We start from the raw sequence: 26,075 nt of genomic DNA on the forward strand, positions 1-26,075 counted from the left end.
GGCTGCCGGGTTATCCACCCGCCCATACGTCCAGAACATACCGGTTCTTTGCACCCATCTCCTCGATCCAGCGGGCAGCCGTGGCGGCATCGCTGCCGCTCTTCTCGCGATGGATCGCGACCAGCGCCGCCTTCACGTCGGGCTCCATCTTGCTGCCGTCGCCACAGACATAGACGATCGCGCCCTGCTCGATCAGCGGCCAGATCTTGTCCTTCTGCGCAGCGAGGACGTGCTGCACATAGGTCTTTGGCCCCTCCGCGCGCGAGAACGCCGTGAACAGCTCGGTGATGCCGCTCGCCGCCAGCGCCTTCAGCTCGTCCGCGTAGAGAAAATCCTGATCGGGATGACGGCAGCCGAAAAACAGCATGGCCGGACCGAGCGCGGCGCCCTTGACCTTGCGCGCGGCGCGCTCCTGGAGGAAGCCGCGGAACGGCGCCAGTCCCGTGCCCGGGCCGATCATGACGATCGGCACGGATGGATCGTCCGGGAGCCGGAAGCCGGCCTTGGTCTCACGCACGGTTGCATGGATCACGTCGCCCGCGCGTCGATTGGCGAGATAGTTCGAGCAGATACCCTTGTAGGTGCCGCGGCCGGAGGCGGCCGGTCCTTCAACCACGCCGACCGTGACGCTGCAACGAACCGGGTCGACCGACGGCGAAGACGAGATCGAGTAATAGCGCGGCGCCAGCAGCGAGAGCATTTCCAGATAGACGTGGAACGGCAATTCGCAGGCCGGATATTCGAGCAGCAGATCGAACACCGATTTTCGCCTGGCCAGAATCTCGCTGCGATAGCGCTCGAGTGTTTCGGCCTCCTCGCCAACGAAGGCCAGCAGTTTTGGTTTCGTGACCGGACAACGCGTATGCTCGGCCATGATCTGAATCTGCTTCCGTGTCGCCACTTGCTGGAGCTCGACGAACTCGCTGAGCAGGCGGCCCACTGACACGGCATCGCCGACCGGCAATTGCGCGCGGCGGCCTTCGGCGACCTGAAGCCTGATTTGGTCGGCCGGCAGGAAGCCGAAGCGACGGGCAACCGAATCCACCAGCGTCGGATCGTTGCGCGGGACCACACTCAGATGATCGCCGACGCGGTACGTGATGTTGGACGGCAGCTGCACCTCGATGTGGCGCGTCGAGCGCTCCGACGGATTGGAACCGGCCTTGTTCTGAAGCTCGTCATTGACCACCACCTTCATGGCCACCGCGCCGCCCTGGGCGACGATGGTGTTGACGGCGGTCACCGCGACCGGCTCGATCGCGTAGAGCGGATCATCCTCCGCGGTACGGGTGAAATTCCAGTCGATGCCGAATTCCTTGGTCGCGACCTGGGCGGCCGCCGGGAACCATTTCTGAAACTGGCCGTCGAGATCGCTGCGCGCATCGCCTTCGCCACGCGGATAGACCGCGCGCGCACCATGCGCCGATAATTGTTCATCGATGAAGCGCGGTACCGATTGATAGGTCGCGGCCCAGTCGCTGTTGCCGCAGCCGAACACGGCGTAGCGCACATCGGCAAACGCATCCTTCGGCAGCTCGTCGCCGAGCCATTTGACAAATTGTGTCGCATTGTCCGGCGGCGCGCCGTTATAGGAGGCGCAGATGATCAGGACGCCGCCCTCCCGCGGCAGCTTGCCGACGTAATCGTCGAGCGGCCCCAAATGCACGGCAAAGCCGTTGATCTCGGCAAGGTCGGCCATCCGCGTCGCCAGCTCTTCGGCGGTGCCGAGATTGGAGCCGTAAAGTACGAGCATCGGCGTGTTGTGGCCGGGACGCGCGGTGGGCTGGCGCGGTGCCTTCGGCGCCGACGACACCGCTACAGGTCCACCATAAGCGCCGCGCTCGCGATCGGCGCGCGGACGGACCTTGATCTTGAAGCCTTCCGGCTTCATCGTGAGCGTTTCCTTCAGATGCATCTGGTAGCGCTGGTGGTCGACCAGCTTGAAGCGCTGGAGGATCATGCCGAGCGCGAGCGCGGCCTCGTGCATGGCGAAGCCGCGGCCGATGCAGGCGCGCTGGCCGTTGCCGAACGGCTTCCAGGCATTGATCGGCCGTTTGGCTTCCGCCTCTCGGCTGAAATTCTCCGGATCGAACGCATCCGGGTTGGGACCCCAGACAGAGGGATCGCGATGCAGCGCGGTCACCAGGATGGTGGTGAACGTGCCCTTCCTGAGCTTGTACTTGCCGCCCCCGATAGCCTCGTCGTTCAGTGGGGAGATGCCATAGGCCGGCGCCGGCGGCCATAGCCGCAGCGCCTCCTTGAGGATCTGCGTGATGTAAGTGAGCTGCGTGACCTGTTGATAGGTCGGACGCACGTCGACATTGGGACCGAGGACGCGGTCGACCTCGTCATAGGCTTTTTTGAGAATGTCGGGGTGCTTGAGCAACGCATAGAGCGCGCAGGACAACAGGCCGCTGGTGGTCTCGTGGCCTGCGATCAGGAACGTGTTGATCTGGTAGCGGATGTTGACGTCGTCGAGCTGCTCGCCGGTCGAGCGATCGACGCCCGTCATCATCGCCGCAAGCATATCCTTCTTGTCGTCGGTCGCCTCGCCTCCCTTGCGGCGCTCCGCAATGATCTCGTCGACCATCCTGTTCATGAAGTCGACATCTTCAGCCATGGTCTTGCGCCGCTTCTGCATCCAGAGCTGCTCGAACGGCAGGCCGCGCGTCATCATGATGGTTTCGAGCGAGCGCACCAGCGACTCGACGAAGGGGTGGTAATCGCGCCGGTAGAACGAATTGAAGCGGTAGTCGAAGCCGCACAGGCCGATCGTATCCAGCGTCAGCGCCGTCATGTCGTGGACGACGTCGATCTCGTCGTCGGCGTTGAGCCGTTCCCATTTGCCCACGAGCTGCTCCGCGATGTCGACCATGCTCGGGTGATAGGACTGCATGGCGCGGTTGCCGAAAGGCTGGAGCAGGATGTTGTGCGCCTTGCTCCAGTTCGGCTCCCTGGTGTCGGCCGTGAACAAGCCGTCGCCGCCGACCGCGCGCACCCGCCGCAGGGCACCGCGCACCGTCTTGTCGAAACGCTTCTCGTCGGAGAGCTCGTCGACGAGATCGTGGCCGGAGACGACCACGATCGGCGAGCCCATCATGTCGAGCCAGAAGATCGGCCCCAGCTCCTTGGCAAGCCGGGTCAGATGCTGCACCGGTGCGGCCGAATCCAGCGACAGCATGTTGCCGACCACCGGCTTGGTCGGCGGCTGCGGGATCGGGTCCAGACGGTTCTTCGATGACATTAAAAGTGCTTCCCCTGCCTCGGTATTCAACGCCCTCGTTGCGAGCTAGCCAAACCGCCTTCTACGCCATTCGATCAGCTTGGCGCTGACTTCCTCCGGCTTCTCCTGCTGCGTCCAATGGCCGCTGTCGCGGACCAGATATTTTTCCAGATCGGGGATCAGCTTGTCCATGCCATCGGCGGAAGACGGCGGCAACACCGCGTCGTTCTCGGCCATGATCATCAGCGACGGCACGCGCACCGTATGATCGAGCCCTTCGGCGCGCATCCAGTTGCGGGACATATTGCGGTACCAGTTGATGCCGCCGGTGAAGCCCGTCCTGGTGAAATTGTCCACGAACACCTTTTTCTCTTCCGGCGACAGGATCGGCGTGCGAGGATCGTGCTTCGCATCGTAGCCCGCGATCATCTGCGGAAATGCCAGGTTCAGTCGCGGGGAGGCACCGACACCCGCGACGACTTCCTCCGCCGGAGCATCTGCCGGGCGCGCTACGGGCTTGCGCATGAAGGCATCGAAGGTCTGCTCGACGCGACTGCCAAAGATCTTGTCGGGCTCACGCGCGGGATCCTGGAACTGCACGATATACATCTTTTCGCCGAAGCGCGCGCGCAGGAGCTCGATCGGATCGGCCCAGGCGCGGTTGGTATGAGGCGTATTGATGCCGACCACGCCGGCGACCCGGTCGATGTGCCGGAGTGGCATCTGCCAGACGATAAAACCGCCCCAGTCATGGCCGACGAAGATCGCCTTGTCGATCTGAAGATGGTCGAGCAGGCCGATCAGATCGCCGGTCAGGTGCTCGATGTCGTAGTCCTCGACCGGCTCTGGCCGGTCGGTCGCGCCGTAGCCGCGCTGGTCCGGCGCGATCACGCGGATGCCGGCCTCGCTCAGCGCCTTGATCTGGTGGCGCCAGGAAAATGCGAGTTCGGGCCAGCCATGGCACAGCACCATCGGCGGCTTGTCTGTAACCGGGCCCGCCTCGTAATAGCCCATGCGGATTCCGTTCGTCTGTACGAACTTGAGCGGTGGCATTTCAATCATCGGAACATTCCTACTCAGCGGCGCCCTTGATGTCCGCCGCGGGCGAAGCATAGGCAGCCTCGAGCGCGGCGAATTCTTCCGGCAGCATGTCGCACATCACCTGCACGTGCGGAATGATGTTGGCGCCGACGATGAAGCCGAAATCGAGCTGGTCGCGATAGCTCTGCACGGTGATGTTGAGCGCCTGTCCGTGCGTCGAGATCGATACCGGGAAGATGTGCAACAGCTCCGCGCCCGCGGCGTAGAGCGTCTGCCGCGGCCCCGGCACGTTGGACACCGTAATGTTCGCAGCCGGCGGCAACACATTCGACAAGTCGGAGCGGCTGTAGAGCAGCGCCATGATCTGCACGACAAGCGGCGCGCCCAGCATCGAGATATTGGAGATCTGCGGCATCAGAGCCCGCAGCGGATGCGACATCTCCTTGGACTTGGTCGATTGCGCGATAATGGCTTCCAGGCGTGCCTTGGGATCGTCGATGTTGGTTGCGATCGAGCAGATCATGCCGAACACCTGGTTGTTGGCGTCGGTGTTGCCCTCCTCGCGCAGCGAGATCGGTACGGCAGCGGTCAAGGACTTCGCCGGCAACGTTCCATGTTGCTGCAGGTAGCGCCGGACCACCCCGGAAGCGAGCGCCAGCACGACGTCGTTGAGTTTGCCGCCGGCCTGCTTGGCCAGCGCCTTGGATCGCGACAGCGAAATCGAGACACCGGCGAAGCTGCGCTCGGACGAGATCGATTTGTTGAGCATGGTCGGCGGCGAGACCATGCTGGCGAGGCTCTCGCGCGATTTTGGATCGGATATCTTGCCGAGCACGTCCGAGACGCTCTTGACCATGGTTGGGATGTTGCCGGCAAAGCGCACCGCACTCTCGATCTGGTACATCGCATTGTCGAACAGGATCGAACCGATATCGCTCTTGCCGGTGCGTGGCAGCTGCAGATTCTTCGCGGCCGCCGATGCATCGAGCGGCTGGGTGAAAAGCTGCTGGTAGGAATCGACCAGGTTCGCTGCGATGTCGCGCGGCTCCTGCCCGGGCTTCGCTCCCGCGGTCGGCGGATCGACCTTCCGCGGGATCGGCGAGATGTCGTAGATCATGTTGGTCAGCGCCGCACCGGCGCCGCCGTCGATGGCGGCATGATGCATCTTGGAATAGAGCCCGACCTCGTTGTCCTTCATGCCCTCGAACACGTAGAACTCCCAGAGCGGGCGGGCACGGTTCAAGAGCTTGGCGTGCATCCAGCCCACGATGCGTTCGAGCGTAGCGCGGTCGCGCGGCTGCGGCAGGCTGGCGCGGAAGATGTGACGGTCAATGTCGAACTGATCGTCCTCGATCCAGGAGGGATGATCGATATCGAGCGGCGCCTTCTCCAGCCGCGCTTTGAGGATCGGCGCGATGTGCAGGCGCGAGACGATCATCGCCTTGAAATCTTCGAAGAAGTCGCCCTTGTAGTCGTCCGGCAGACGAAAGATCGCCATGCTCCCGACATGCATCGGCATTTCCGGCGTTTCCAGATAGAGAAACGACGCGTCCAGCGACGACAGCTTCTTACCGTCAGCCATAGTTCCCTCCCGAGTATTTGACGGGCGCCTTAGGCGGCGCTTCTCGTCAGGCCGATACTGCCTGTTCCGGCGGGGCATATGCAATGGCAAACGGCCCTGCCCTGTCAAATGGCCAGAACTCTCCCTCCGGTTGCGCAAGGCGGTCCGCCACGGCCCACAGCGCCGCGGGATTCACCCCAAGCCCGATATGGCTCGCCAGGTGCACCTCGATGTTCTCGGCACGGTCGGAGGGACGCAGCAGGCAGGTCCGCCAGTTCACAATCCCGTCGGCGCGCGAATAGATCGACGTCGCCGGCACCGGAAGATCGCCGGCGATCGCCACGCGCAGCTCGGCGAAATCCTCGACACGCTCGCCGGACATCATCTCGTAGAGCCGCGTCGCATTGGTCGCCCGTATGTCATTGGCAAAAGGGCTGCCGAGCGTGATGGCATTGCGGACCATGTCGGGCGCCTGGAGCGCGAGATCGCGCGCATAGACGCCGCCGAGACTCCATCCGACCAGGCTGACCTTGCGGCCGCTCGCAGCATGGATTTCGGCTAGACGGGCGCGCAACGAATCCCGCATCCGTCCGAACCCGCCGAAATTTCGGCCCATCCGCCAGGCATGTGCCTCATAGCCAAGCTCGCTGAGATAGCGCCGCATCGGCGCCATCGAGAGATCGCTGGCGAGGAAGCCAGGCAGCGCCAGCACCGGATGGCCGTCGCCTTTTGGCGCCCGCATCAGGACCGGCGACAGCAGCAGGCTGGCGTTGAGTTCGAGCAACCCACGGGCTTCGGCGAGCAGCAAAGCAAGGCCCGGCGGACGAAGCCGGCCTGAGGTCTGCGGCCCGTCCGGACCGGGCGGCATTATTTCTTCTTATCGCCGCTGCGCGTGCCGCCGAGGCCGGCCATGGTGACGAACATGTCCTGAAATCGCTCGGCAAGCTTTGGATCGAAGGTGAACCAGCTCTGGATGAGCGATTCCGGCGAGACCTTGTCGATGTTGCTCAGAACCTGCTGCTGCAGCTTGTCCATGACCGCCGTCTGCATTGGTGCCAGGTCGGGCAATCCGATGAACTGACGGGCTTCGAGGGGGGTACAGTCGATTTCGATGTTAACTTTCATGTCCCCTCCAGATGAGATTCGAGCGGCCTACTGCAGTATCGCCGCGAGGCGGTGTACAACGCAAGCGACCTGAAGCCGGTGGCGGCGCTCCGGCTTCCCCGATCGGCGGATATGGTCAATCAAAATCGGCCGCGGCCGCGCCCGTCCTCCCGTCATGCCGGTCAGCATTGCTGCACAGCGGTGCAACTTGGCGCGTTCCTTGCTGGAATGGCGCTTGCACGGGTCGAGAACTCTGGGCAACATGGTTCGATCAGCCCCGCCGAACAATCAAAAATGACGGTGCGGGCGAGTGGAGAGGTCAAGAATGTCAGTCGGACGAAGTCTGTTTGCGGCGACGCTCGCCAGTATGCTTGCGTTGGCGGTCTCGCCGGCGTCGAGCCAGACGCTGCGCTACGCCAACCAGGGCGATCTCAAGTCGCTTGATCCGTATTCGCTGAACGAGTCCACCACGCACGCTCATCTCGGTCACGTCTATCAAGGCCTCACCGCGCGCGACAAGGACCTGAAGATCATCCCGGCGCTGGCTGAGAGCTGGGAGACACCGGAGCCGACCCGCTGGCGCTTCCATTTGCGCAAGGGCGTCAAATTTCATAACGGCGACCCCTTCACCGCCGACGACGTGCTGTTCTCCGCCGATCGCGTCCGCAACAAGAACTCGAACATGCAGACCCGGCTGGCGCCCAACGTCAAGGTCGTCAAGGTCGACGACTACACAGTCGATTTCGTCCTGCCCTCGCCCAATCCCATCCTAAATTCGTCGTGGGATGTCTGGTACATCATGGACAAGAAATGGGCTGAGGAGAACAAAGCGGTCGAGCCGACGCCGGTGTCCGCGACCTCTCCGAGCTATGCCTCGCTTCACGAGAACGGCACCGGTCCCTTCATCATCGAAAGCCATCAGCCCGGTGTGAAGACCGTGTTCAAGGCCAATCCCAACTACTGGGGCAAGATGGAAGGTAACCTGAAGGAGATTATCTTCACCCCGATCTCGTCCGATGCCACCCGCGTCGCCGCGCTGCTCTCGGGTGAAGTGGACGTGATCGAGCCGGTGCCGATCCAGGACATCTCCCGCGTCGATGCGAGCCCGAATGCCCAGGTGCTGAAGGCCCCTGAGTTGCGCACCATCTTCATCGGATTCGATCAGACGCGTGACGAGCTGCTCTACTCCAACATCAAGGGCAAGAACCCGTTCAAGGATGTCAAGGTCCGCGAAGCCTTCTACAAAGCCATCGACATCGAGCTGATCAAGACGCGGGTGATGCGCGGGCTGTCCACGCCCTCGGCGCTGATGATCGCTCCGGAATTGTTCGTGCTGTCCAAGGAGTTCACCCGGCCGAAGTTCGATCCAGATGGTGCCAAGAAGCTCCTGGCCGAGGCCGGGTACCCCGAAGGCTTCGAGGTCACCATGGATTGCCCGAACGATCGGTACGTCAACGACGCGGCGATCTGCCAGGCCGTCGTGGGCATGCTTGCCCGCATCGGCGTCAAGATCAATCTGCTGGCGCAGCCCAAGGCGCAATACTTCGCCAAGGTGTTGAAGCAGGGCGGCTATCAGACCTCGTTCTACATGCTGGGCTGGACGCCGAGCACGATGGACTCCCATAACGTGCTCTACGACATCATGGGCTGTCGCGACGATGCGAAATCATCGCGCGGCGAGGCCAATCTCGGCGGCTATTGCAACAAGGAATTCGACGCCATCACCGACAAGGTGCTGGTCGAAACCGAGACCACAAAGCGCAACCAGCTGATCAAGCAAGCGTATGAGATCAGCATCAAGGACTGGGCTTATATTCCGCTGCACCAGCAGGCGCTGGCCTGGGGCGTATCGAAAAAGGTCAACCTGCCGCAGCGCGCCGACAATCTGGTCATGTTCCACTGGGCGACCAAGAAGGAATAGCGTCAGTTGAACACAAGGTCCCGGCAGCGTCAGGCTACCGGGACCTTTCCTTTTTCGGCTGACAAAGACGTCGGCCAGACGCACACTCAAGGAAAGTGGAAGGCATGCTCGCTTTCACTCTTCGCCGGGCCGTTCAGGCCATCGGCGTCATGTTCGCCGTCGGCATCATCGCGTTCTCGATGTTCCGCTTCGCCGGCGACCCCATCAACCAGATCGTCTCGCTTGATACGCCGGCGGCCGAACGCGCCGCCGTGCGCAAGTCGCTGGGCCTCGATGATCCCGTGCCGGTGCAGTTCGTGCGCTATTTCGCCGATGCGGCGCAATTCAAGTTCGGCGTCTCCTATCAGTTCCGCCAGCCGGTCTCGACGCTGTTGATGGAGCGTATGCCGGCAACGCTGGAACTTGCGATCTGCGCGACCGTATTTGCAATGATCTCCGGCATCCTGATGGGCGTCTATTCGGCGCTCAGGCGCGACACCCTGCTCGCCAAATTATTCCAGGCGGTTTCGCTGATTGGCATCTCGCTGCCGACTTTCCTGATCGGCATCCTTCTGATCTACCTGTTCGCAGTGACGTTGGGCTGGTTGCCCTCGTTCGGCCGGGGCGAAGTCGTCAAGCTGGGTTGGTGGACCACGGGCCTGCTCACATTGTCGGGCCTGAAGGCGCTGATCATGCCCTCGATCACGCTCGGCCTGTTCCAGATGACCCTGATCATGCGGCTGGTGCGCGCGGAGATGCTGGAAGTGCTTCGGACAGATTATATCCGCTTTGCCCGCGCCCGCGGGCTGACAACCCGTGCCATTCATTTCGGCCACGCGCTGAAGAACACGCTGATTCCGGTGATCACGGTAGCCGGCCTGCAGTTTGGCTCGGTTATTGCATTTTCGATCATCACCGAAACCGTGTTCCAATGGCCCGGCATGGGACTTCTGTTCGTACAGGCCGTGCAAAACGTCGATATCCCGATTATGGCCGCCTACTTGCTGATGGTCTCACTGATTTTCGTCACCATCAATCTGGTGGTCGACATCCTCTACACCGTCGTCGATCCGCGCCTGCGCGCGACCGTCGGCCGCGCCACATAAGGCAGCCTGTATGTCCGAAGTGGTCGCCTCTCATCCCGACAAGCCGAGCACGCTGCCGACGCATGCCGCCCGCAGCTGGTTCAGTCGCGCACTCAACAGCGACATCTTCTATTCGTTTCGCCGATCCAAGCTGACCATGGTGGCGGCAGTCATTACCGTGCTGTTCTTCCTGCTCGCGATCTTTGCCTCCGCGCTCGCGGTGCAGGACCCGTTCGATCCGGCACAGCTCCAATTGATGAATTCCCGGATCTCACCGCTCTGGACCGCCGAGGGGCAGAGCCCGTTCCTGCTCGGCACCGACGAGCAGGGCCGCGACGTGTTCTCCGCCATTCTCTACGGGCTGCGCATCTCGCTCGCCGTCGGCGTGGCCGGCGTGATCTTCGCCGGCGCGCTCGGCATCGCGCTTGGCCTGGTCGCCGGCTATTTCGGGGGCGCGGTGGACGGCGTGATCATGCGGATCGCCGACGTGCAACTCACTTTTCCCGCCATCCTGATCGCGCTGCTGGTCAACGGCATCGCCAAATTGATCCTCGGCAACCGGCTGGATGCAACCAGCATGCTGGTGGTGCTGGTGATCTCGATTGGCCTGAGTTTCTGGGTCGGGTATGCCCGCACGGTGCGCGGTTCCGTGATGGTCGAGAAGAACAAGGATTACGTGGCGGCCGCGCAATTGATCGGCCTTCCCGCACCAAAGATCATGTTCCGCCATGTGCTGCCAAACACGATGGGTCCGATCCTGGTCATCGCCACGATCAACCTTGCGCTCGCCATCATCACCGAGGCAACGCTGTCCTTCCTTGGCGTCGGCCTGCCCGACACAATGCCCTCGCTCGGCACGTTGATCCGCATCGGCAACAACTACCTGTTCGCGGGCGAATGGTGGATCGTGGCCTTTCCTGGTATCGCGCTCGCTGCCTTGATCCTGTCGATCAACCTGCTCGGCGACTGGCTGCGCGACGCGCTCAACCCGAAGCTCCGATGAGCAACATTTCGATGGGCAAGACTCGGATGAGCAAGACTTGGATGAGCAAGACCTGGACAAGCATGATTCGGATGAGCAAAACCTGGATGAGAGCGTCTCGCTCATGACCGACCCCATCCTCTCCGTGCGTAATCTTCAGGTCGAGTTCGCCTCCCGCCGCGGCACGCTACGCGCCATCGATGGCGTCTCCTTCGACATCGCCAAGGGCGAGGTACTCGGCGTGGTCGGCGAATCCGGCGCCGGCAAGTCCGTGACGGGCTTGGCTGTGATCGGCCTGATCGATCCGCCGGGCCGCATCGCCGGCGGCGAGATTCGCCTTGCGGGCCTGCGCATCGACAATTTGCCGGCGGAGGAGCTGCGCCGTATCCGGGGAAAACGGATCGGCATGATCTTCCAGGACCCCCTCACCTCGCTCAATCCGCTCTACCGCGTCGGCGACCAGCTCATCGAGACGATCAGAACGCATCTGAACCTGTCCGAGACCGCCGCCCGCCGCCGAGCCATCGACCTGCTCGCCGAAGTTGGAATCCCGGCTCCGGAAAAGCGCATCGACGGCTATCCGCACGAATTCTCCGGCGGCATGCGCCAGCGCGTTGTGATTGCGCTCGCGATCTGCGCCGAACCGGAGCTGATCATCGCCGACGAGCCGACCACCGCGCTCGACGTTTCCGTGCAGGCGCAGATCATCTCGCTGATCAAGCGTCTCGGCCGCGATCATGGCACTGCGGTGATGCTGGTGACCCACGACATGGGCGTGATCGCCGAGACCTCCGACCGGGTCGCGGTGATGTATGCCGGCCGCGTCGCCGAGATCGGTCCGGTGCAGGACGTGGTCAGAAACCCGCTGCACCCCTACGCCAAGGGCCTGATGGGCGCGATCCCGACCCTTGCCGGCGACGACAAGCGTCTGGTGCAGATCCCCGGCTCCATGCCGCGCCTGTCGGCGATCCCGCGCGGCTGTTCGTTCAATCCGCGCTGCGCATTCGCATTCGACCGATGCCGCGTGGAGAGGCCGGAGCCGCTGCCGCGCGGCACGCAATCCGTCGCCTGCCATCTCTATGACGGCGTGCCGGCCGAGAGCGCGGCATGAGCACTCCCTTCGTCCAGGCCACGAATCTGCGCCGCGTCTTCGACGTCTCGAAACCCTGGCTCAACCGCATGCTCGAAGGCGGGCAGCTCGAATATCTCAAGGCCGTCGATGGCGTCACCTTCGATATCAGGAAGGGCGAGACCTTTGCACTGGTCGGCGAATCCGGCTCGGGCAAGACCACGGTGGCGCGGATGGTCGTCGGCTTGCTGCCGCCAAGCTCCGGCAACGTCTTGATCGACGGCATCTCAATGACCGATCCGCGGCAGGCCCAGGCGCGGCGGAAACTGCGCCGCCGCATCCAGATGATCTTTCAGGATCCCTATGCGAGCCTGAACCCACGCTTCCGAGTCGACGCCATCATCTCCGAGCCAATCCGCGCGTTCGACCTGATCGAGGGCGAGCGCGACATCCAGGCGCGGGTCGGAGAGCTTCTCACCCTCGTCGGGCTGCATCCCGACGACAGGTTGAAATTTCCGCACGAATTCTCGGGCGGCCAGCGCCAGCGCATCGCGATCGCGCGCGCGCTCGCCTCCGACGCCGAATTCATCGTCTGCGACGAGCCGACCTCCGCGCTTGACGTCTCCGTGCAGGCGCAGATCCTGAACCTGATGCGCGACCTCCAGGACAAGTTCGGCTTGACCTACATGTTCATCAGCCACAACCTCGCCGTCGTCCGCCACATGGCGAGCCGCGTCGGTGTGATGTATCTCGGCCGCATCGTCGAGATCGCGGAAGGGCGCGAGCTGTTTGCCCATCCGCGCATGCCCTATACCAAGATGCTGCTTGGCGCCGTGCCTGATCTTGCCATGAGCGGCCGCCAGCGCATCCCCGTGAAGGGCGAGATCCCGAACCCGATCAACCCGCCGTCCGGGTGCGCCTTTAATCCGCGCTGCCCGCTGGCGTTCGATCTCTGCCGCAGGGAAGCACCTGAATTGATCGACGGCGTCGCCTGCCACGCGGTCAACACCGCGCCGGTACCGGCGTGACGCGCGCGTGCCATGCAGCCTGCGCATTTGGCGGCGGCCTGGCCCTGTGATCAATTGCGCGCGCCGCAAATGAGGTAGTCCATGGCCAGCATCGTCAATCCCGATCCCTTCACGACACGCCCCGAGATCGAAGGCACCTTCGGGGTCGTTGCGACCACGCACTGGATCGCGACCGCTATCGGGATGGCCATTCTGGAAAAGGGCGGCAATGCCTTTGACGCCGGCGTCGCCACCGCTTTCACGCTCCAGGTGGTCGAGCCGCATCTGAACGGCCCCGGCGGCGACGTTCCGATCATCGTGCACGACGTGAAGCGCGGCCGCACCGAGGTGATCTGCGGCCAGGGCCCGGCACCGGCCCGCGCCACCATCGCGCATTACAAGAGCGAAGGCCTCGACATGGTGCCCGGCACCGGCCTGCTCGCGGCCTGCGTCCCCGGCACCTTCGAATCCTGGATGATGCTGCTCCGTGACTACGGCACGATGCGCGTGCGCGATGTGCTGGAGCCCGCGATCTCCTATGCGCGCGACGGCTATCCGCTGGTCGAGCGCGCCTGCGCCACGATCCAGACCGTCGAGCAATTATTCCGCACGCACTGGCCGACATCGGCCGCCGTCTATCTCCCGAACGGCGAAGTGCCAAAGCCCGGCACGCTCTTCACCAACAAGACACTTGCGGCGACCTATGCGCGAATCCTGAGCGAGGCCGAAAGCGGCGGCGGCGGCCGCGATGCCGAGATCGAGCGCGCACGCAAGGCTTGGTCGCAGGGCTTCGTCGCGGAAGCCATCGACAAATTCTGCCGGACGCAGGACGTGATGGACGTCAGCGGCTCGCCGCATCGCGGTGTGCTGTCGGCCGACGACATGGCGCGCTGGCAGCCGACGGTCGAGGCTCCGCTCACCTACGATTATGGCCGCTACACGGTCTGCAAGGCCGGGGTCTGGAGCCAGGGTCCCGTGACGCTGCAGCAACTCGCGCTGCTGAAGGGCTTTGCCCTCGATGGGCTCGATCCGACCGGACCGGAGTTCATCCATCTCCAGATCGAATGCGCAAAACTCGCCTTTGCCGATCGCGAAAAATTCTACGGCGACCCCAAGTTCAGCGAAATCCCGATCGCAACGCTGCTGTCAGATGCCTATAACGACGAACGTCGTAAGTTGGTTACCGAGAAAGCTTCGCTCGATCTCCGGCCCGGCACGGTCGAGGGCCTTGGCGGCGTGGTCAAGCTGCGCCGAGCTGAGGGCCAGCGCGAGGCCGTCGGCGCGCTCGGCGCCGGCGAGCCAACCGTGGGGCGCTTCGGCGAGGTGCGCGGCGACACCGTGCATTTCGACATCATTGACAAGGTCGGCAACATGGTGTCCTCGACGCCGTCGGGAGGCTGGCTGCAATCCTCGCCTGTCATTCCCGAGCTGGGTTTCTGCCTCGGCAGCCGCGCACAAATGTTCGATTTGGAGGAGAACCAACCGAGCTCGCTCGCGCCGGGCAAACGGCCCCGCACCACGCTGTCGCCGACCATGGCACTGCGCGACGGCGAGCCTTATCTCGCCTGGGGCTCGCCCGGCGGCGACCAGCAGGACCAGTGGATCACGCAGTTTTTCCTCCGACACGTCCACTGCAATCTCAATCTCCAGGAGTCGATCGACGCGCCGGCCTGGCATTCCGAGCATTTCCCGATCTCGTTCTGGCCCCGCACCGCGCGCCCCGGCGTGCTCGTGATCGAGAACCGCGTGCCGAAGGCGACGATCGAGAACCTGCGTGAGCGCGGACATATCGTCGAGGTCGGTCCGGACTGGTCCGAAGGCCGCCTCACCGCGGCCTCGCGCGTCGGTCCGCGCCGCCGCGCCGCCGCCAATCCGCGCGGCATGCAGGGCTACGCCGCAGGACGCTAAAGGCAGCACATGACCTGGTCGATCATCGCGCGCGATTCTGCTACCAGCCAGTTTGGCATCGCCGTTGCCACGCGCTTCTTCGCCGTCGGCGCGCGTGTCCCCTACATCGCGGCGGGCCTTGGCGCCATCGCGACGCAGGCTTTCGTCAATCCTTATTACGGTATCGACGGCGTCAAGCTGCTGCGTGAGGGCCTCAACGCGCACGACGTGCTGGCCGCCCTGCTCGCGACCGACGACGGCCGCGAGAGCCGCCAGATTCACATCATGGACGCCAGCGGCGCGATTGCCGCGCATACCGGGCGCGACTGCGTGGATTGGTGCGGGCACATTGCGGGCAGCGGTTTCTCGATCGCCGGCAACATGCTCGCGGGCGCCGACGTGCTCGACGAGACCGCAAAAACCTATATCGCCAATGACAGCCTGCCCTTCCCGCGCCGCCTGCTTGCCGCGCTGCGCGCGGGCGAGGCCGCTGGCGGCGACAAGCGCGGCAAGCAGTCCGCCGCGCTTCTGATCCACGGCGAGGAGGAATGGCCGGCGCTGGACCTGCGCGCCGACGATCATCCCGATCCGCTCGGCGAGCTCGAGCGGCTCGAGCGCGTCAGCCACGAACTCTGGGTCCACTTCCGCGTTTCCATGCCAACCCGGCAGAACCCTGCCGGCAACACCGATCGCAGCGTCATCGACGCCAGCATCGCCGCAGCGCGCGCAATACGCTCATGAACCCGAGCCCCCTCATCGAGATCAGCGATCTGCGCATTCATTTCCACGGCGACGACGGCCGCGTCACCCATGCGGTCGACAGCGTCGATCTCAGCGTCGCCAATGGCGCGACGCTCGGCCTCGTCGGCGAATCCGGCTGCGGCAAGAGCGTGACGTCGCTGGCGATCATGGGCCTGCTGCCGAAGCAGAGCGCGGAGATCTCCGGCGCGATCCGCTTCGACGGTTTCGACCTGCTTAAGACGTCGGACCAGACGTTGCGGGACCTCCGCGGCAACCGGCTCGCGATGATCTTTCAGGAGCCGATGACCTCGCTCAATCCGAGCTTCACCATCGGCGACCAGATCATCGAGACGATTTTGCGCCACCGCGGCGGTTCGCGCAGGAGTGCGCGCGAGCGGGCGATCGATCTGCTGCGTCGCGTCCACATCCCCTCGCCCGAGCGGCGGATCGACGAATATCCGCACAAGCTCTCCGGCGGCATGCGCCAGCGCGTCATGATCGCGATGGCGCTCGCCTGCGACCCGCGGCTGCTGATCGCGGACGAGCCGACCACCGCGCTCGATGTCACGCTGCAGGCGCAGATCCTGGAGCTGATGCGCGAATTGAAGGCGGCGAGCGGCGCTGCCATCATCCTGATCACCCACGATCTCGGCGTCGTCGCCGAAGTCTGCGACGAGGTCGCGGTGATGTATGCCGGCGAGATCGTCGAGCGCGCGCCGGTGGACGAGCTGTTCTCAGCGCCGCAGCATCCCTACACCGTCGGCCTGCTCGGCTCGATCCCGCGGCTTGACCATCGCGCCGACCAGCTCGCCACGATCGAGGGCATGGTCCCGAACATGATGCAGCCGCCCGCGGGATGCCGCTTCGCCGCACGCTGCCCCTTCGTGCTGGACGCCTGCACCAAGGCGCCGCCCCCGCTGCTCGAAGTCAGCCCCGGCCACCTCTCGCGCTGCCTGCGCGCCCCGCTCGAACGTCTGGTGTCGTGATGGCTCTGCTCGAGGTTCAGGGTCTGCTCAAGCATTTCGTCGCCGAGCGTTCGCTGTTCGGCCGGGCGCTGGCGCATGTCAAAGCCGTCGATGGCGTTTCCTTCTCGCTCGATGCCGGCAAGACGCTAGCGCTGGTCGGTGAATCCGGCTGCGGCAAATCCACCGTTAGCCGCCTGGTGCTGCGGCTGATCGAGCCGGATGCAGGCACGATCCGTTTCGAAGGCCGCGATCTGCTCTCGCTCGACGCCGGCGCACTGCGCGCCTTTCGCCGCGAGGCGCAGATCATCTTCCAGGACCCCTACGCCTCGCTCAATCCGCGCATGACCGTCGGCCAGATCCTGACCGAGCCGCTGGCGCTGCACAATCTGGTGCCGCCCGCCCGGCGGCGCGAACGCGTCGAGGAGATCCTGCGGCTGGTCGGGCTGGAGCCGCGGCTGGCGCGTCGTTACCCGCACGAGTTTTCCGGCGGCCAGCGCCAGCGTATCGCCATCGCCCGCGCGCTCGCGGTCGAGCCGAAACTGATCATCTGCGATGAGCCGGTCTCGGCGCTCGACGTCTCGATCCGCTCGCAGATCCTCAATCTGCTGCGCGAGCTGCAGGACCGGCTCGGGCTGGCCTACATTTTCGTCTCGCACGACCTCGCGGTGGTCAAGCACATCGCCGACCACGTGGCGGTGATGAATCTCGGCCAGATCGTCGAGACGGCGGCGGCGGACGCGCTGTTTGCCGCACCGCGTCATCCCTACAGCCGGGCTCTATTGTCCGCGATTCCCGTGCCTAAACCGCGGGCAAAGCGCAGCCGCATTGTGCTGCAGGGCGAAATCCCCAGCGCGCTCAATCCGCCGCCGGGATGCCGCTTCCACACCCGCTGCCCCTACGTGGTCGACCGTTGCCGCAACGAAATGCCTCAGCTCGTGCAGGATGGCATCGGACATGCAACGGCATGCCACCGAACGTCGGAACTGCCGTCGTCCGAGGCGATCGTCCCAACGGACGGCGGCTTCTCCCCGGTTCTCGAAAAATTGGTCGCCGCCTTCAGCGGCGGCCCGGAAGCAGTCCGCGGCAGCGGGGTTAGTTCATTGGGGACGAACCCGGCATAGCCGTAAAACAGAGGTTGAGAGCGATGAGTCCTATGCGTTTGGCACTCCTGGCGTCGGCATTGCTGACGTCGCTCGTAGGCGCGGCCCAAGCCCAGACCACACTTCGCATCGGCATCGCCGAGGATCCTGACATCCTCGATCCCAGCATCGGCCGCACCTATGTCGGCCGCATCGTGTTCTCCGCCTTCTGCGACAAGCTGTTCGACATCGACGAGAAGCTCAACATCGTGCCGCAGCTCGCGCTGTCGCATGAGACCTCGCCCGACGGCAAGGAGATGACTATCAAGCTCCGGCCCAACGTGAAATTCCACGACGGCGAGCCGCTCGACGCGGAAGCCGCAAAGTTCTCGATCGAGCGTCACATGACGCTGCCGACCTCGTTCCGCAAGTCCGAGCTCGCCAGCGTCGACCATGTCGAAATCGTAGACCCTCTGACCATCAAGCTGGTGCTTAAGACACCTTACTCCCCGCTGATCGCCCAGCTGACCGACCGCTCCGGCATGATGGTGTCGCCGAAGGCTGCCAAGGAGGCCGGCGACAAGTTCGGCCTGCATCCGGTCTGCGCCGGTCCCTACAAGTTCGTCGAGCGCGTGCAGCAGGACCGCATGGTCTTCGAAAAATTCGCCGACTATTGGAACAAGGACAACATCCATATCGACCGGGTGGTCTTCCTGCCTATCGTTGACGCCACGGTGCGCCTTGCCAACCTGAAGTCCGGCGGACTCGATCTGATCGAGCGCGTGCTCGCCACCGACATCAAGGACGTGCGTGCGGATTCGCGGCTCGTGCTGTCGACGGCACCGGAGCTCGGCTATTACGGCCTGACCGTCAATATCGGCAACGACAAAGCAAAGGGGCCGCTCAGCCAGTCGGCGAAAGTACGCCAAGCGCTCGATCTGTCGATCGATCGCGAAGCTCTCAACCAAGTTGTCTTTAACGGCGAGTTCACCCCAGGCAATCAATGGGTCAGCCCGACACATCCCTATTACCAGAAGGCGTTCCCGGTCCACGGCCGCGACGTCGCGAAGGCCAAGGCGCTGCTGAAGGAAGCGGGCATCACCTCGCCGGTGACCGTCGACTACATGATCCCCAAGGGCGCGGAGAACGAAGCGGTTGCCCAGGTGATCCAGTCGATGGCGGCGGAAGCGGGCTTCGACATCAAGATCCGCGCGGTCGAATTCGCGACCACCTTCAAGCAGGCCCAGGCCGGCGAGTTCCAGATCTTCCAGATCAACTGGAGCGGCCGCATCGATCCCGACGGCAACTCCTACATCTTCATGCGCAGCAAGGCACCGCAGAACGATGGCGTCTATTCGAACCCGGAAGCCGACAAGCTGATGGAAGACGGCCGGCTGACCGCCAAATTCGATGAGCGCAAGGCGATCTACGAAAAGCTGACCGGGATCGTGCTCAACGATTTGCCGATCATCTACATCTACCACCGCACGCTTCTGATTGCGCATACGACTAAACTCCAGGGCTATAAGCAGATGCCAGATGGCCTCGTGCGCGTGGTCGGGCTGAAGTTCAAGTGAGCGTGGCCTCGCCTGACACGCGGCCGGCGCCATGCTGAACTTCCTCGCCCGCCGCATCGCGCAGATCGTGCCGACACTGTTCTTCGTGTCGGTGCTGATCTTCTCGCTCCAGCAATTGTTGCCAGGTGATCCAGCGCTGGTGATGGCCGGTGAGGAGCGCGATCCCGCCGTGATCGAGCAGATCCGCCAGCAATACCGGCTCGATCAGCCGATCCCCGTGCAGTACGTTTATTGGCTCAAGGGCGTTCTATCAGGCAATTTCGGTGAATCGCTGCGCAACAAGATGCCGGTGCGCGAGCTGATCGCGCAGAAGCTGCCGGTGACGCTCCAGCTCGGCTCGATGGCAATGTTGATCGCGCTCTTGATCGGCATTCCCGCCGGCATCGTCTCCGCCGTGAAAAGGGGCACCGTCTGGGATTATGGTGCCAATTTGTTCGCGCTGTGGGGCATCTCGACGCCGAATTTCTGGCTCGGCATCATGCTGATCTTCCTGTTCTCGATCGAACTCGGCTGGCTGCCGGCGTCCGGCTACGTGCCGTTGACTGAGAACTGGCGCGCGAGCCTCGCCGCCACCATCATGCCGGCCTTCGTGCTCGGCAACGCAATTTCCGCGGTCCTAATGCGGCACACCCGGAGCGCCATGCTGCAGGTGCTGGAAAGCGACTATGTCCGCACCGCGCGCGCCAAGGGATTGTCCGAACGCTCGGTCATCCTCAAGCACGCCATGCGCAACGCACTCACGCCAATCATTACGCTCGGCGCGCTCGAGCTCGGCACGCTCTTGTCGGGCGCGGTTCTGACTGAGCAGATCTTCTCCATTCCGGGCTTCGGCAAACTGATCGTGGACGCCGTGTTCAACCGCGACTACGCGGTGGTACAGGGCGTCGTGCTGGTGACGGCGACGGTCTACATCACACTGAACCTGGTTGCCGATGTCGCCTACATCCTCGTCAATCCGCGGCTACGGGGCTAGACTCATGACTGATGCCGCCCTGCCCGCTGCTCCCATCGCGCAAGCTGACGAGCTGGACAGCCCGGCGCGTCGCGCCCGGCGGCGCCTGTTCAAACGCAAGGCCGCAGTGTTCGGACTTGTCATGATCAGTTTGTTCGTCGGCTTCGCGGCTCTCGCGCCGCTCGTCGTTCCCTACGATCCCATCGCGACGAGCTGGAGCCTGGTTCGCAAGCCGCCCACGGCGGCGCACTGGTTCGGCACCGACGAGCTCGGTCGCGACATCCTGAGCCGCGTCGTCTACGGCGCCCGCGCCTCGCTGCTCGCCGGCCTCACCTCGGTGGCGATCGCTCTGGGCGTCGGCGTTCCGCTCGGCCTGCTTGCCGGCTATCGCGGCGGCTTCGTCGATGCACTGATCAGCCGGATGACTGACGCGATGCTGGCCTGCCCATTCCTGATCCTGGCGATCGCACTCGCCGCATTCCTCGGTCCGAGCCTTGGCAACGCCATGATCGCGATCGGCATCTCGGCAACCCCGATTTTCATCCGCCTGACCCGCGGCCAGGTGCTGGTTGTCAAGGCTGAGGACTTTGTCGAGGCGGCGCGCGCGCTCGGCAATCCGCCGTGGCGGATCGCGTTCTCGCACATCCTGCCGAACATCCTGCCGGCACTGCTAGTGCAGGCGACGCTGTCGATTGCGGCCGCCATTATCGCCGAAGCCGCGCTGTCCTTCCTTGGCCTCGGCCAGCAGCCGCCGGCGCCATCCTGGGGCAGCATGCTCAACGCAGCGCAGCGCTTCCTGACCCAGGCGCCGTGGATGGCGATCTGGCCGGGGCTTGCGATCTTCCTCGTGGTGCTGTCGCTGAACCTGCTCGGCGACGGCCTGCGCGACGCGCTCGATCCACGCCAGCGCTAGATCACGACCTCGCGCATCACGCGGCGGCAATCCATCTCGTATTCGAGATCGACCACCGGCGGCCGGGCATAGTGCCAGGTCAGGCCGGACCGCAACGCCCCGCGGCGGACGAGTTCGTCGACCAGCGCGTGGTGGAAGTTGTGCACGGAATAGGCCTGCACGCCGGTCGTGTCCTTCCAGCCGAAGCCGAAGGCCGTCATCCTGTTCTCCATCTGGGACGTCGTCGTGAAGCGCACCTTCTCGCGAAGGCCTTCCGGGCTGAGGTCGCGGTAGCGCACGGTGCGCTCGACATAGGTCCCGCCGCCCTCGCGCGCCTCGGCGCCGCCGGAAATCACGAAGCTCGGCGTCTTCGAGCTTGTCGGCCGCGTGAAGGAGAACGCGTAGAACGACGGCTCGGCCGGTGGATCGATCTCTGGACAGACATTGCTGCGCGCCACCGGATTTGTGGTGCCGTCGAAGATGCCCCATTCGGACAACGTCTTCACATAGTGCAGGTTGAACGCGCGAAAACCTTCTTCGCTGAAGGCCGCGGGCGAGCGCAGTTCGCAAGCGCAGAAGGCCGTCAGCGGCCGCCCCGCCTCCTGGATATGCTTCGCGGCAAGCGCAAAGCCTTCTGCGAGCGGCACCAGCCGGTCGAAGCGGACGCGCTCGATCTCATAGCCATCGTCTGCGGCCGCACCGGCCGAATACTGGAATACGGACGGAATGAAACGGTAGTTGCCGGCGGAGAATTCACCAACCATGTCGGACTCCTATTCCAGTTGCATGCGAATGCCCTTGTCGCCGTTAAGCAGGCGCTTCAGGTGAAAGCCGGCCAGGGAATCGCCGGCATGCATGCCGACCAGCGCCGCGAAGGCAGGCATGGCGGCGGCATCACCGGCTTCCATCTTGGCAAAAGCTTCGGAATACAGCGCCGTTTCCGGCGCAGCGAATTGGGCCGGCGTCAGCGGCTCGAACGCGCGCAACGCTTCGCTGCGTCCGCGCAGCATCAGCTCCCCGACGGGACGACCTCGAAAATTCTCAGCCGCCTCGGCGATGCCGGCACTGACGCAAATCCGCGTGCCCAGATGCTTGTTCGCGGCTTCCAGTCGCGCCGCGATGTTGATGGAGTCGCCATACGCGGTGTAGTCGAAAAACCGGTTGCCGCCGAAATTTCCGACCAGTGCCGGCCCGGCGTGAATGCCGATGCGGGTGGTGCCGAAATTCACCCCTCTCGGCTTCCAGCGCGCGGAAAAATCCTCCGCCCAGGCGTCGAGCTCGTGCGCGCAGGCAACCGCACGCGTCGCATAATCGGGCTGATCTCCGGGCGCATTGAAGAGCACCTGGATTGCATCGCCGATGATCTTGGCAACCGTCCCCTCATGCGTGAAGACGATTTCGGTCATGCCGCCGACATATTCGTTGAGAAGCGCGCCCAGCGTCTCCGGCGGCGCACTCTCGACCAGCGAGGTGAAGCCCGTTATATCCGTGAAGATGGTCGCGATATCGCGCCACTGCACTTCGATTCCCTCGCTCTCACCGCCGGCCGCCAGACGCTTGGCGAGCTCGGGCGAGAAATGACGCGAGAGCGCGGCGTGAGCGCGCTCGGCTTCCGTCTGGCGGCGCCGCACCTCCCGCAGCATCTCGATATGGCGGATGGTCTTCTCGATCGTCATCTCCAGGTCGGCGAAATCGATCGGTTTGGTCAGAAAGTCGAACGCGCCGCGGTTCATCGCAGTGCGAATGTTGCTCATATCGCCATAGGCCGACAAGATGATGGTGGACTTCTTGTCGTCCGCTTCCTGGAGCTTCGCCAGCAGCGACAACCCATCCATCCTTGGCATGTTGATGTCGGAGACCACCATGTCGACATGCGGATTCTGCTCGAGCGATTGCAACGCCTCGACGCCGTCTCGCGCGAACATGATGGTCACCGACCCATCGCGAATCTGCTTGCGGAATTTTTGCAGGACCAACGCCTCGAGATCCGGCTCGTCGTCGACGAAGAGGATGGTCGCGGTCATGCGGCTTTCTCGAGCCTTGTGTCGATTTCCTGCCGCAGCAGCGCGAAATCGATCGGCTTGGTGAGGAGTGCGACCGCGCCGCGCTCGATCGCCTTCCGGCGCGTCTCGGCGTCGCCATAGGCGGTGATCATGATGACGGGAACGTCCGGATGCGCAAGACGCACCTTCGGCAGCATGTCGAGCCCGCTCATGCCGGGCATGTTGATGTCGGACAAAATCAGGATCAACGAGGGATCGCGCACCTCGGCGGCGAGCTTCAGCGCATCGGGTGCCGACGACGCGAATTCCATCTGGAAGCGGCCGGCGCGCAAATCGCGCCGAAACTGCTGCCGGAACAGCGCCTCGACGTCGGGCTCGTCATCGACGACCAGGATGTAAACGTTCAAGTCTTGCCTCCGGAAGTGCCGTCCGCCGCCCTTACGCGCGGCAGGGTGATGATGAATTCGGTGAATACGCCTGGTGCGGTGTTCACGTCGATCGTGCCGCCGTGCTGTTTCACCACGATGTCATGGCTCATGGAAAGGCCGAGCCCGGTGCCCTCGCCAGCCGGCTTGGTGGTGAAGAAGGGATTGAACATCTTCTCCTTCACCTCGGACGGGATCCCGGTGCCGTTGTCGCGAATGCGGATTTCGACCCTGTCGCCGAGCGTTCTGGTTGCTGCGCGCAGGGTGGGCTCGAAGGCGTCTGCGGCGCTCTCCTTGCGCTGGGCAGTGGCGTAGAAGCCATTCGAGATCAGATTGAGGACGACTCGCGTAATTTCCTGCGGATAGATATCGACCATGCCTGCGGCGGGGTCGAAGCCGCGCTCTATCGTGACGTTGAAGCCAGGCTTCTCGGCTCGCGCGCCGTGATAGGCGAGGTTGAGGCTTTCCTCGACGATGGCATTGATGTCCGCCGGACGGCGCTCTCCGGAGCCCTCGCGCGAATGCAGGAGCATGTTCCTGACGATGGAATCGGCGCGCTTGCCGTGCTGCACCACCTTTTCGAGGTTGCTCCTGAGCATGCCAGTCAGCTCGTCGACCTCCGCCTTCGTCTTGCCGTCGAGCGAGGCCGCCTGCAGCGCCTCGTTGAGCTCGTCGATCAACTCGGTCGACACCGCCGAGAAATTGTTGACGAAATTGAGTGGGTTCTTGATCTCGTGCGCGATTCCCGCCGTGAGCTGGCCGAGCGACGCGAGCTTCTCGGTCTGGACCAGGCGGTCCTGCGCGGTGCGAAGATCGTCGAGGGATTGCGACAGCTCCGTCGTGCGCTTGCGCAATTCGTTCAGCAGTCGCGTATTCTCGATGGCGATGACGGCTTGCTTCGTGAAGTTCTCAACCAACGCGATTTGCTTGTCGGTGAACGGCCGGACCTCCTTGCGATAAACCGCGACGGTTCCGATCAGCTCGCTTTCCCTCATCATGGGCACGATTACGATCGTACGGGCGCCGGCGACGTCTGAGATTCCACGAATGGTCGGACCTCCGGCAAGATAGGCCGGAGTTTGTTGCACATCGTGAACGTGGACGACTTGACGTGTTCTGACGACCACGGCAAGCGCGCTCTCCGGATGGGGACGGATCGCCATATCTTTCCGCGAAGCCGCGAACGCAGGCGGCACATTGTAGTCCGCAGCAATTGTGAAATTCTCTCCATCCCACAAATTCATGACGCCGAAACTCGCGCCACAGACTCGTGTGGCATTCTCGAGCATCTTGTGGAACACCGGTGCGAGTTCGCCCGGAGACGAACTGATGACCTGCAACACTTCCGACGTCGCCGTCTGCTGCTCGAGCGACTCGGTCAACTCGGCGGTTCTCACCTCGACCTTCTTCTCCAGGTCCGCATAGGATTCCTGCAGGCGCTCGCCCATGTCATTGAACTGGTCCGCGAGCCCCTCCAGTTCGTCTCCGGTTCGGATCGAGATGCGCTGGGAGAAATCGCCACTGCCGATGCGCTCGGCACCGCTGCGCAGCGCCTGGATCGGCCCGACCATGCGGCGCGCGAGGAATATCCCGGCAAGCACCGCGAAGATCGACGCCGCGAGCAGCACGAATGCAAGCCGTTCCAACGCGGCATAGAGCGTCGCATAGGCCTCCTCGACCGGGAGCTCGACGAACATGGTCCAGTGCAGCGGCGCGATCGGGGCCGACGCGGTCAGCACCGTCTGTCCCTGGAGATTGCGCGCTTCGGAAAGCGGGTCGAACGCGGCGCTGCCTCCGGCAAGCGCGGCGCGCACCTGGGTGAGACCAGACATGTCGGTGTTGCGCAGGACCAGGCTGATATCGGGGTGCGCGATCAGGCGTCCCTCCGGACCCACCACGTAGGCGTGTCCGTGCTCGCCGACCTTGATCTGGGACACGACGTCCCAGATCAGCTTGAGATTGACCTCCGCGATACTGACGCCGGCATCCTTGCGCGACCCAGCCTGCGCCAGGGTCATATACGGCTCGGACTCCCTGCGGAAATAGACCGGACCGTAATAGACCTTGTGCGCGACCGCCTCGGTAAACTTCGGATCCTCCGACAGGTCGATCCCGCTGTCGGTCGCGTCCATGGCAAGCCGCGAGACCCGCAGCCGCTCCTTGCCGGTCGCATCGACCTGCGCGAGCTCGGTGACCGCAGGGACCTGGCGCAGCAGCCGCAGCGCATCGAAGCGGCGCTGCTCGAGCGAGCCCGCCGACCAGGGCAGCTGCGTGGTCCAGCCGAGCTGGCTCTCGATCTCCTTGACGAACTGACCGATCTTGGCAGCGGCCGCCTCGGCCTGTTCATGCTGAACCCGGATCAGCGCGGCCTTGTGCTCGCGATAATAAAAGACGACCTCGAACAGGCCGTTGGCCAGCAGCGCGATCGCGACGACGGCCACGAACAACGCGACATATTTGGTGAACAGCCGCGTCCTGATCCCCTGCCCCGGCATCGTACCGGACGCGACGCCATCCCCCGCGGCGCTCGGCAGCGTCCGTGCTTGCGGGGTGTCGGGATGGAGGGGAAGGCTCATCCCGCT

At 63.9% G+C, this 26,075-nt stretch carries 21 protein-coding genes; 12 read left to right on the plus strand and 9 right to left on the minus strand.

The window, feature by feature from the left end; all coding sequences use genetic code 11:
* Positions 1–10: 10 nt before the first annotated feature.
* Genes IVB07_RS26760 through IVB07_RS26780 form a run of 5 tightly spaced genes read right to left on the minus strand, consistent with a single transcriptional unit; the run spans position 11 to position 6,950 of the window.
* On the minus strand, positions 11–3,244 hold the full coding sequence (locus tag IVB07_RS26760) for a cytochrome P450 (protein ID WP_247363482.1): 3,234 nt from the start codon (positions 3,242–3,244) through the stop codon (positions 11–13).
* A 45-nt stretch (positions 3,245–3,289) separates the two neighbouring features.
* Positions 3,290–4,285 carry an alpha/beta hydrolase gene (locus IVB07_RS26765; protein ID WP_085385882.1) on the minus strand — a complete coding sequence of 332 codons (996 nt, stop codon included), beginning with the start codon at positions 4,283–4,285 and terminating at the stop codon, positions 3,290–3,292.
* Positions 4,286–4,295: 10 nt separating this feature from the next.
* Positions 4,296–5,846 carry a wax ester/triacylglycerol synthase family O-acyltransferase gene (locus IVB07_RS26770; protein WP_247766763.1) on the minus strand — a complete coding sequence of 517 codons (1,551 nt, stop codon included), beginning with the start codon at positions 5,844–5,846 and terminating at the stop codon, positions 4,296–4,298.
* 46 nt (positions 5,847–5,892) lie between these two features.
* On the minus strand, positions 5,893–6,693 hold the full coding sequence (locus IVB07_RS26775; RefSeq protein WP_018457034.1) for an alpha/beta hydrolase: 801 nt from the start codon (positions 6,691–6,693) through the stop codon (positions 5,893–5,895).
* Positions 6,693–6,950, minus strand: coding sequence for a DUF6489 family protein (locus IVB07_RS26780; protein WP_007593837.1), 258 nt, complete (start codon positions 6,948–6,950; stop codon positions 6,693–6,695). The genes IVB07_RS26775 and IVB07_RS26780 overlap by 1 nt, the downstream gene beginning before the upstream one ends.
* Before the next feature lie 304 nt (positions 6,951–7,254).
* On the opposite strand from IVB07_RS26780, the gene IVB07_RS26785 reads away from it, so the two are divergent.
* From IVB07_RS26785 to IVB07_RS26840, 12 genes are all read left to right on the plus strand, one after another.
* On the plus strand, positions 7,255–8,850 hold the full coding sequence (locus IVB07_RS26785) for an ABC transporter substrate-binding protein (RefSeq protein WP_085362291.1): 1,596 nt from the start codon (positions 7,255–7,257) through the stop codon (positions 8,848–8,850).
* 104 nt (positions 8,851–8,954) lie between these two features.
* On the plus strand, positions 8,955–9,935 hold the full coding sequence (locus IVB07_RS26790) for an ABC transporter permease (RefSeq protein WP_085362290.1): 981 nt from the start codon (positions 8,955–8,957) through the stop codon (positions 9,933–9,935).
* Positions 9,936–9,945: 10 nt separating this feature from the next.
* Complete coding sequence (locus tag IVB07_RS26795) at positions 9,946–10,917, plus strand: ABC transporter permease (protein ID WP_247363483.1); 972 nt, start codon at positions 9,946–9,948, stop codon at positions 10,915–10,917.
* Between the two features lie 103 nt (positions 10,918–11,020).
* The gene (locus tag IVB07_RS26800; RefSeq protein WP_247363484.1) at positions 11,021–12,007 is read left to right on the plus strand and encodes an ABC transporter ATP-binding protein; all 987 of its coding nucleotides are present in this window, start codon (positions 11,021–11,023) and stop codon (positions 12,005–12,007) included.
* The gene (locus tag IVB07_RS26805; protein ID WP_247363485.1) at positions 12,004–12,993 is read left to right on the plus strand and encodes an oligopeptide/dipeptide ABC transporter ATP-binding protein; all 990 of its coding nucleotides are present in this window, start codon (positions 12,004–12,006) and stop codon (positions 12,991–12,993) included. The genes IVB07_RS26800 and IVB07_RS26805 overlap by 4 nt, the downstream gene beginning before the upstream one ends.
* Before the next feature lie 81 nt (positions 12,994–13,074).
* Positions 13,075–14,880, plus strand: a complete 1,806-nt coding sequence (locus tag IVB07_RS26810; RefSeq protein WP_085352149.1) for a gamma-glutamyltransferase family protein — start codon at positions 13,075–13,077, stop codon at positions 14,878–14,880.
* 9 nt (positions 14,881–14,889) lie between these two features.
* On the plus strand, positions 14,890–15,600 hold the full coding sequence (locus IVB07_RS26815; protein WP_018457040.1) for a DUF1028 domain-containing protein: 711 nt from the start codon (positions 14,890–14,892) through the stop codon (positions 15,598–15,600).
* Entirely contained in the window at positions 15,597–16,586 is a 990-nt protein-coding gene (locus IVB07_RS26820; protein WP_018457041.1) for an ABC transporter ATP-binding protein, read from the plus strand. The genes IVB07_RS26815 and IVB07_RS26820 overlap by 4 nt, the downstream gene beginning before the upstream one ends.
* Entirely contained in the window at positions 16,586–17,686 is a 1,101-nt protein-coding gene (locus IVB07_RS26825) for a dipeptide ABC transporter ATP-binding protein (RefSeq protein ID WP_018457042.1), read from the plus strand. The genes IVB07_RS26820 and IVB07_RS26825 overlap by 1 nt, the downstream gene beginning before the upstream one ends.
* A 23-nt stretch (positions 17,687–17,709) precedes the next feature.
* On the plus strand, positions 17,710–19,221 hold the full coding sequence (locus tag IVB07_RS26830; protein WP_026233287.1) for an ABC transporter substrate-binding protein: 1,512 nt from the start codon (positions 17,710–17,712) through the stop codon (positions 19,219–19,221).
* Positions 19,222–19,252: 31 nt separating this feature from the next.
* Positions 19,253–20,194 (plus strand): ABC transporter permease, encoded by a 942-nt coding sequence (locus IVB07_RS26835; RefSeq protein ID WP_018457044.1) that lies wholly within the window; start codon positions 19,253–19,255, stop codon positions 20,192–20,194.
* Positions 20,195–20,198: 4 nt separating this feature from the next.
* Positions 20,199–21,086, plus strand: a complete 888-nt coding sequence (locus tag IVB07_RS26840; RefSeq protein WP_247363486.1) for an ABC transporter permease — start codon at positions 20,199–20,201, stop codon at positions 21,084–21,086.
* Here IVB07_RS26840 and IVB07_RS26845 read toward each other — a convergent pair.
* From IVB07_RS26845 to IVB07_RS26860, 4 genes are read right to left on the minus strand one after another with little or no spacing between them, the layout of a single operon-like run.
* Entirely contained in the window at positions 21,083–21,829 is a 747-nt protein-coding gene (locus IVB07_RS26845; protein WP_247363487.1) for a hypothetical protein, read from the minus strand. The genes IVB07_RS26840 and IVB07_RS26845 overlap by 4 nt on opposite strands.
* 9 nt (positions 21,830–21,838) lie before the next feature.
* Positions 21,839–23,089 carry an adenylate/guanylate cyclase domain-containing protein gene (locus IVB07_RS26850; protein ID WP_018457047.1) on the minus strand — a complete coding sequence of 417 codons (1,251 nt, stop codon included), beginning with the start codon at positions 23,087–23,089 and terminating at the stop codon, positions 21,839–21,841.
* Positions 23,086–23,475, minus strand: coding sequence for a response regulator (locus IVB07_RS26855; protein ID WP_018457048.1), 390 nt, complete (start codon positions 23,473–23,475; stop codon positions 23,086–23,088). Before IVB07_RS26855 ends, IVB07_RS26850 begins: the two co-directional genes overlap by 4 nt.
* Positions 23,472–26,069 (minus strand): ATP-binding protein, encoded by a 2,598-nt coding sequence (locus tag IVB07_RS26860; protein ID WP_247766764.1) that lies wholly within the window; start codon positions 26,067–26,069, stop codon positions 23,472–23,474. Before IVB07_RS26860 ends, IVB07_RS26855 begins: the two co-directional genes overlap by 4 nt.
* Positions 26,070–26,075: the final 6 nt, after the last annotated feature.

This window comes from Bradyrhizobium sp. 172, assembly GCF_023101065.1.
In the GTDB taxonomy this organism is placed as follows: domain Bacteria; phylum Pseudomonadota; class Alphaproteobacteria; order Rhizobiales; family Xanthobacteraceae; genus Bradyrhizobium; species Bradyrhizobium canariense_D.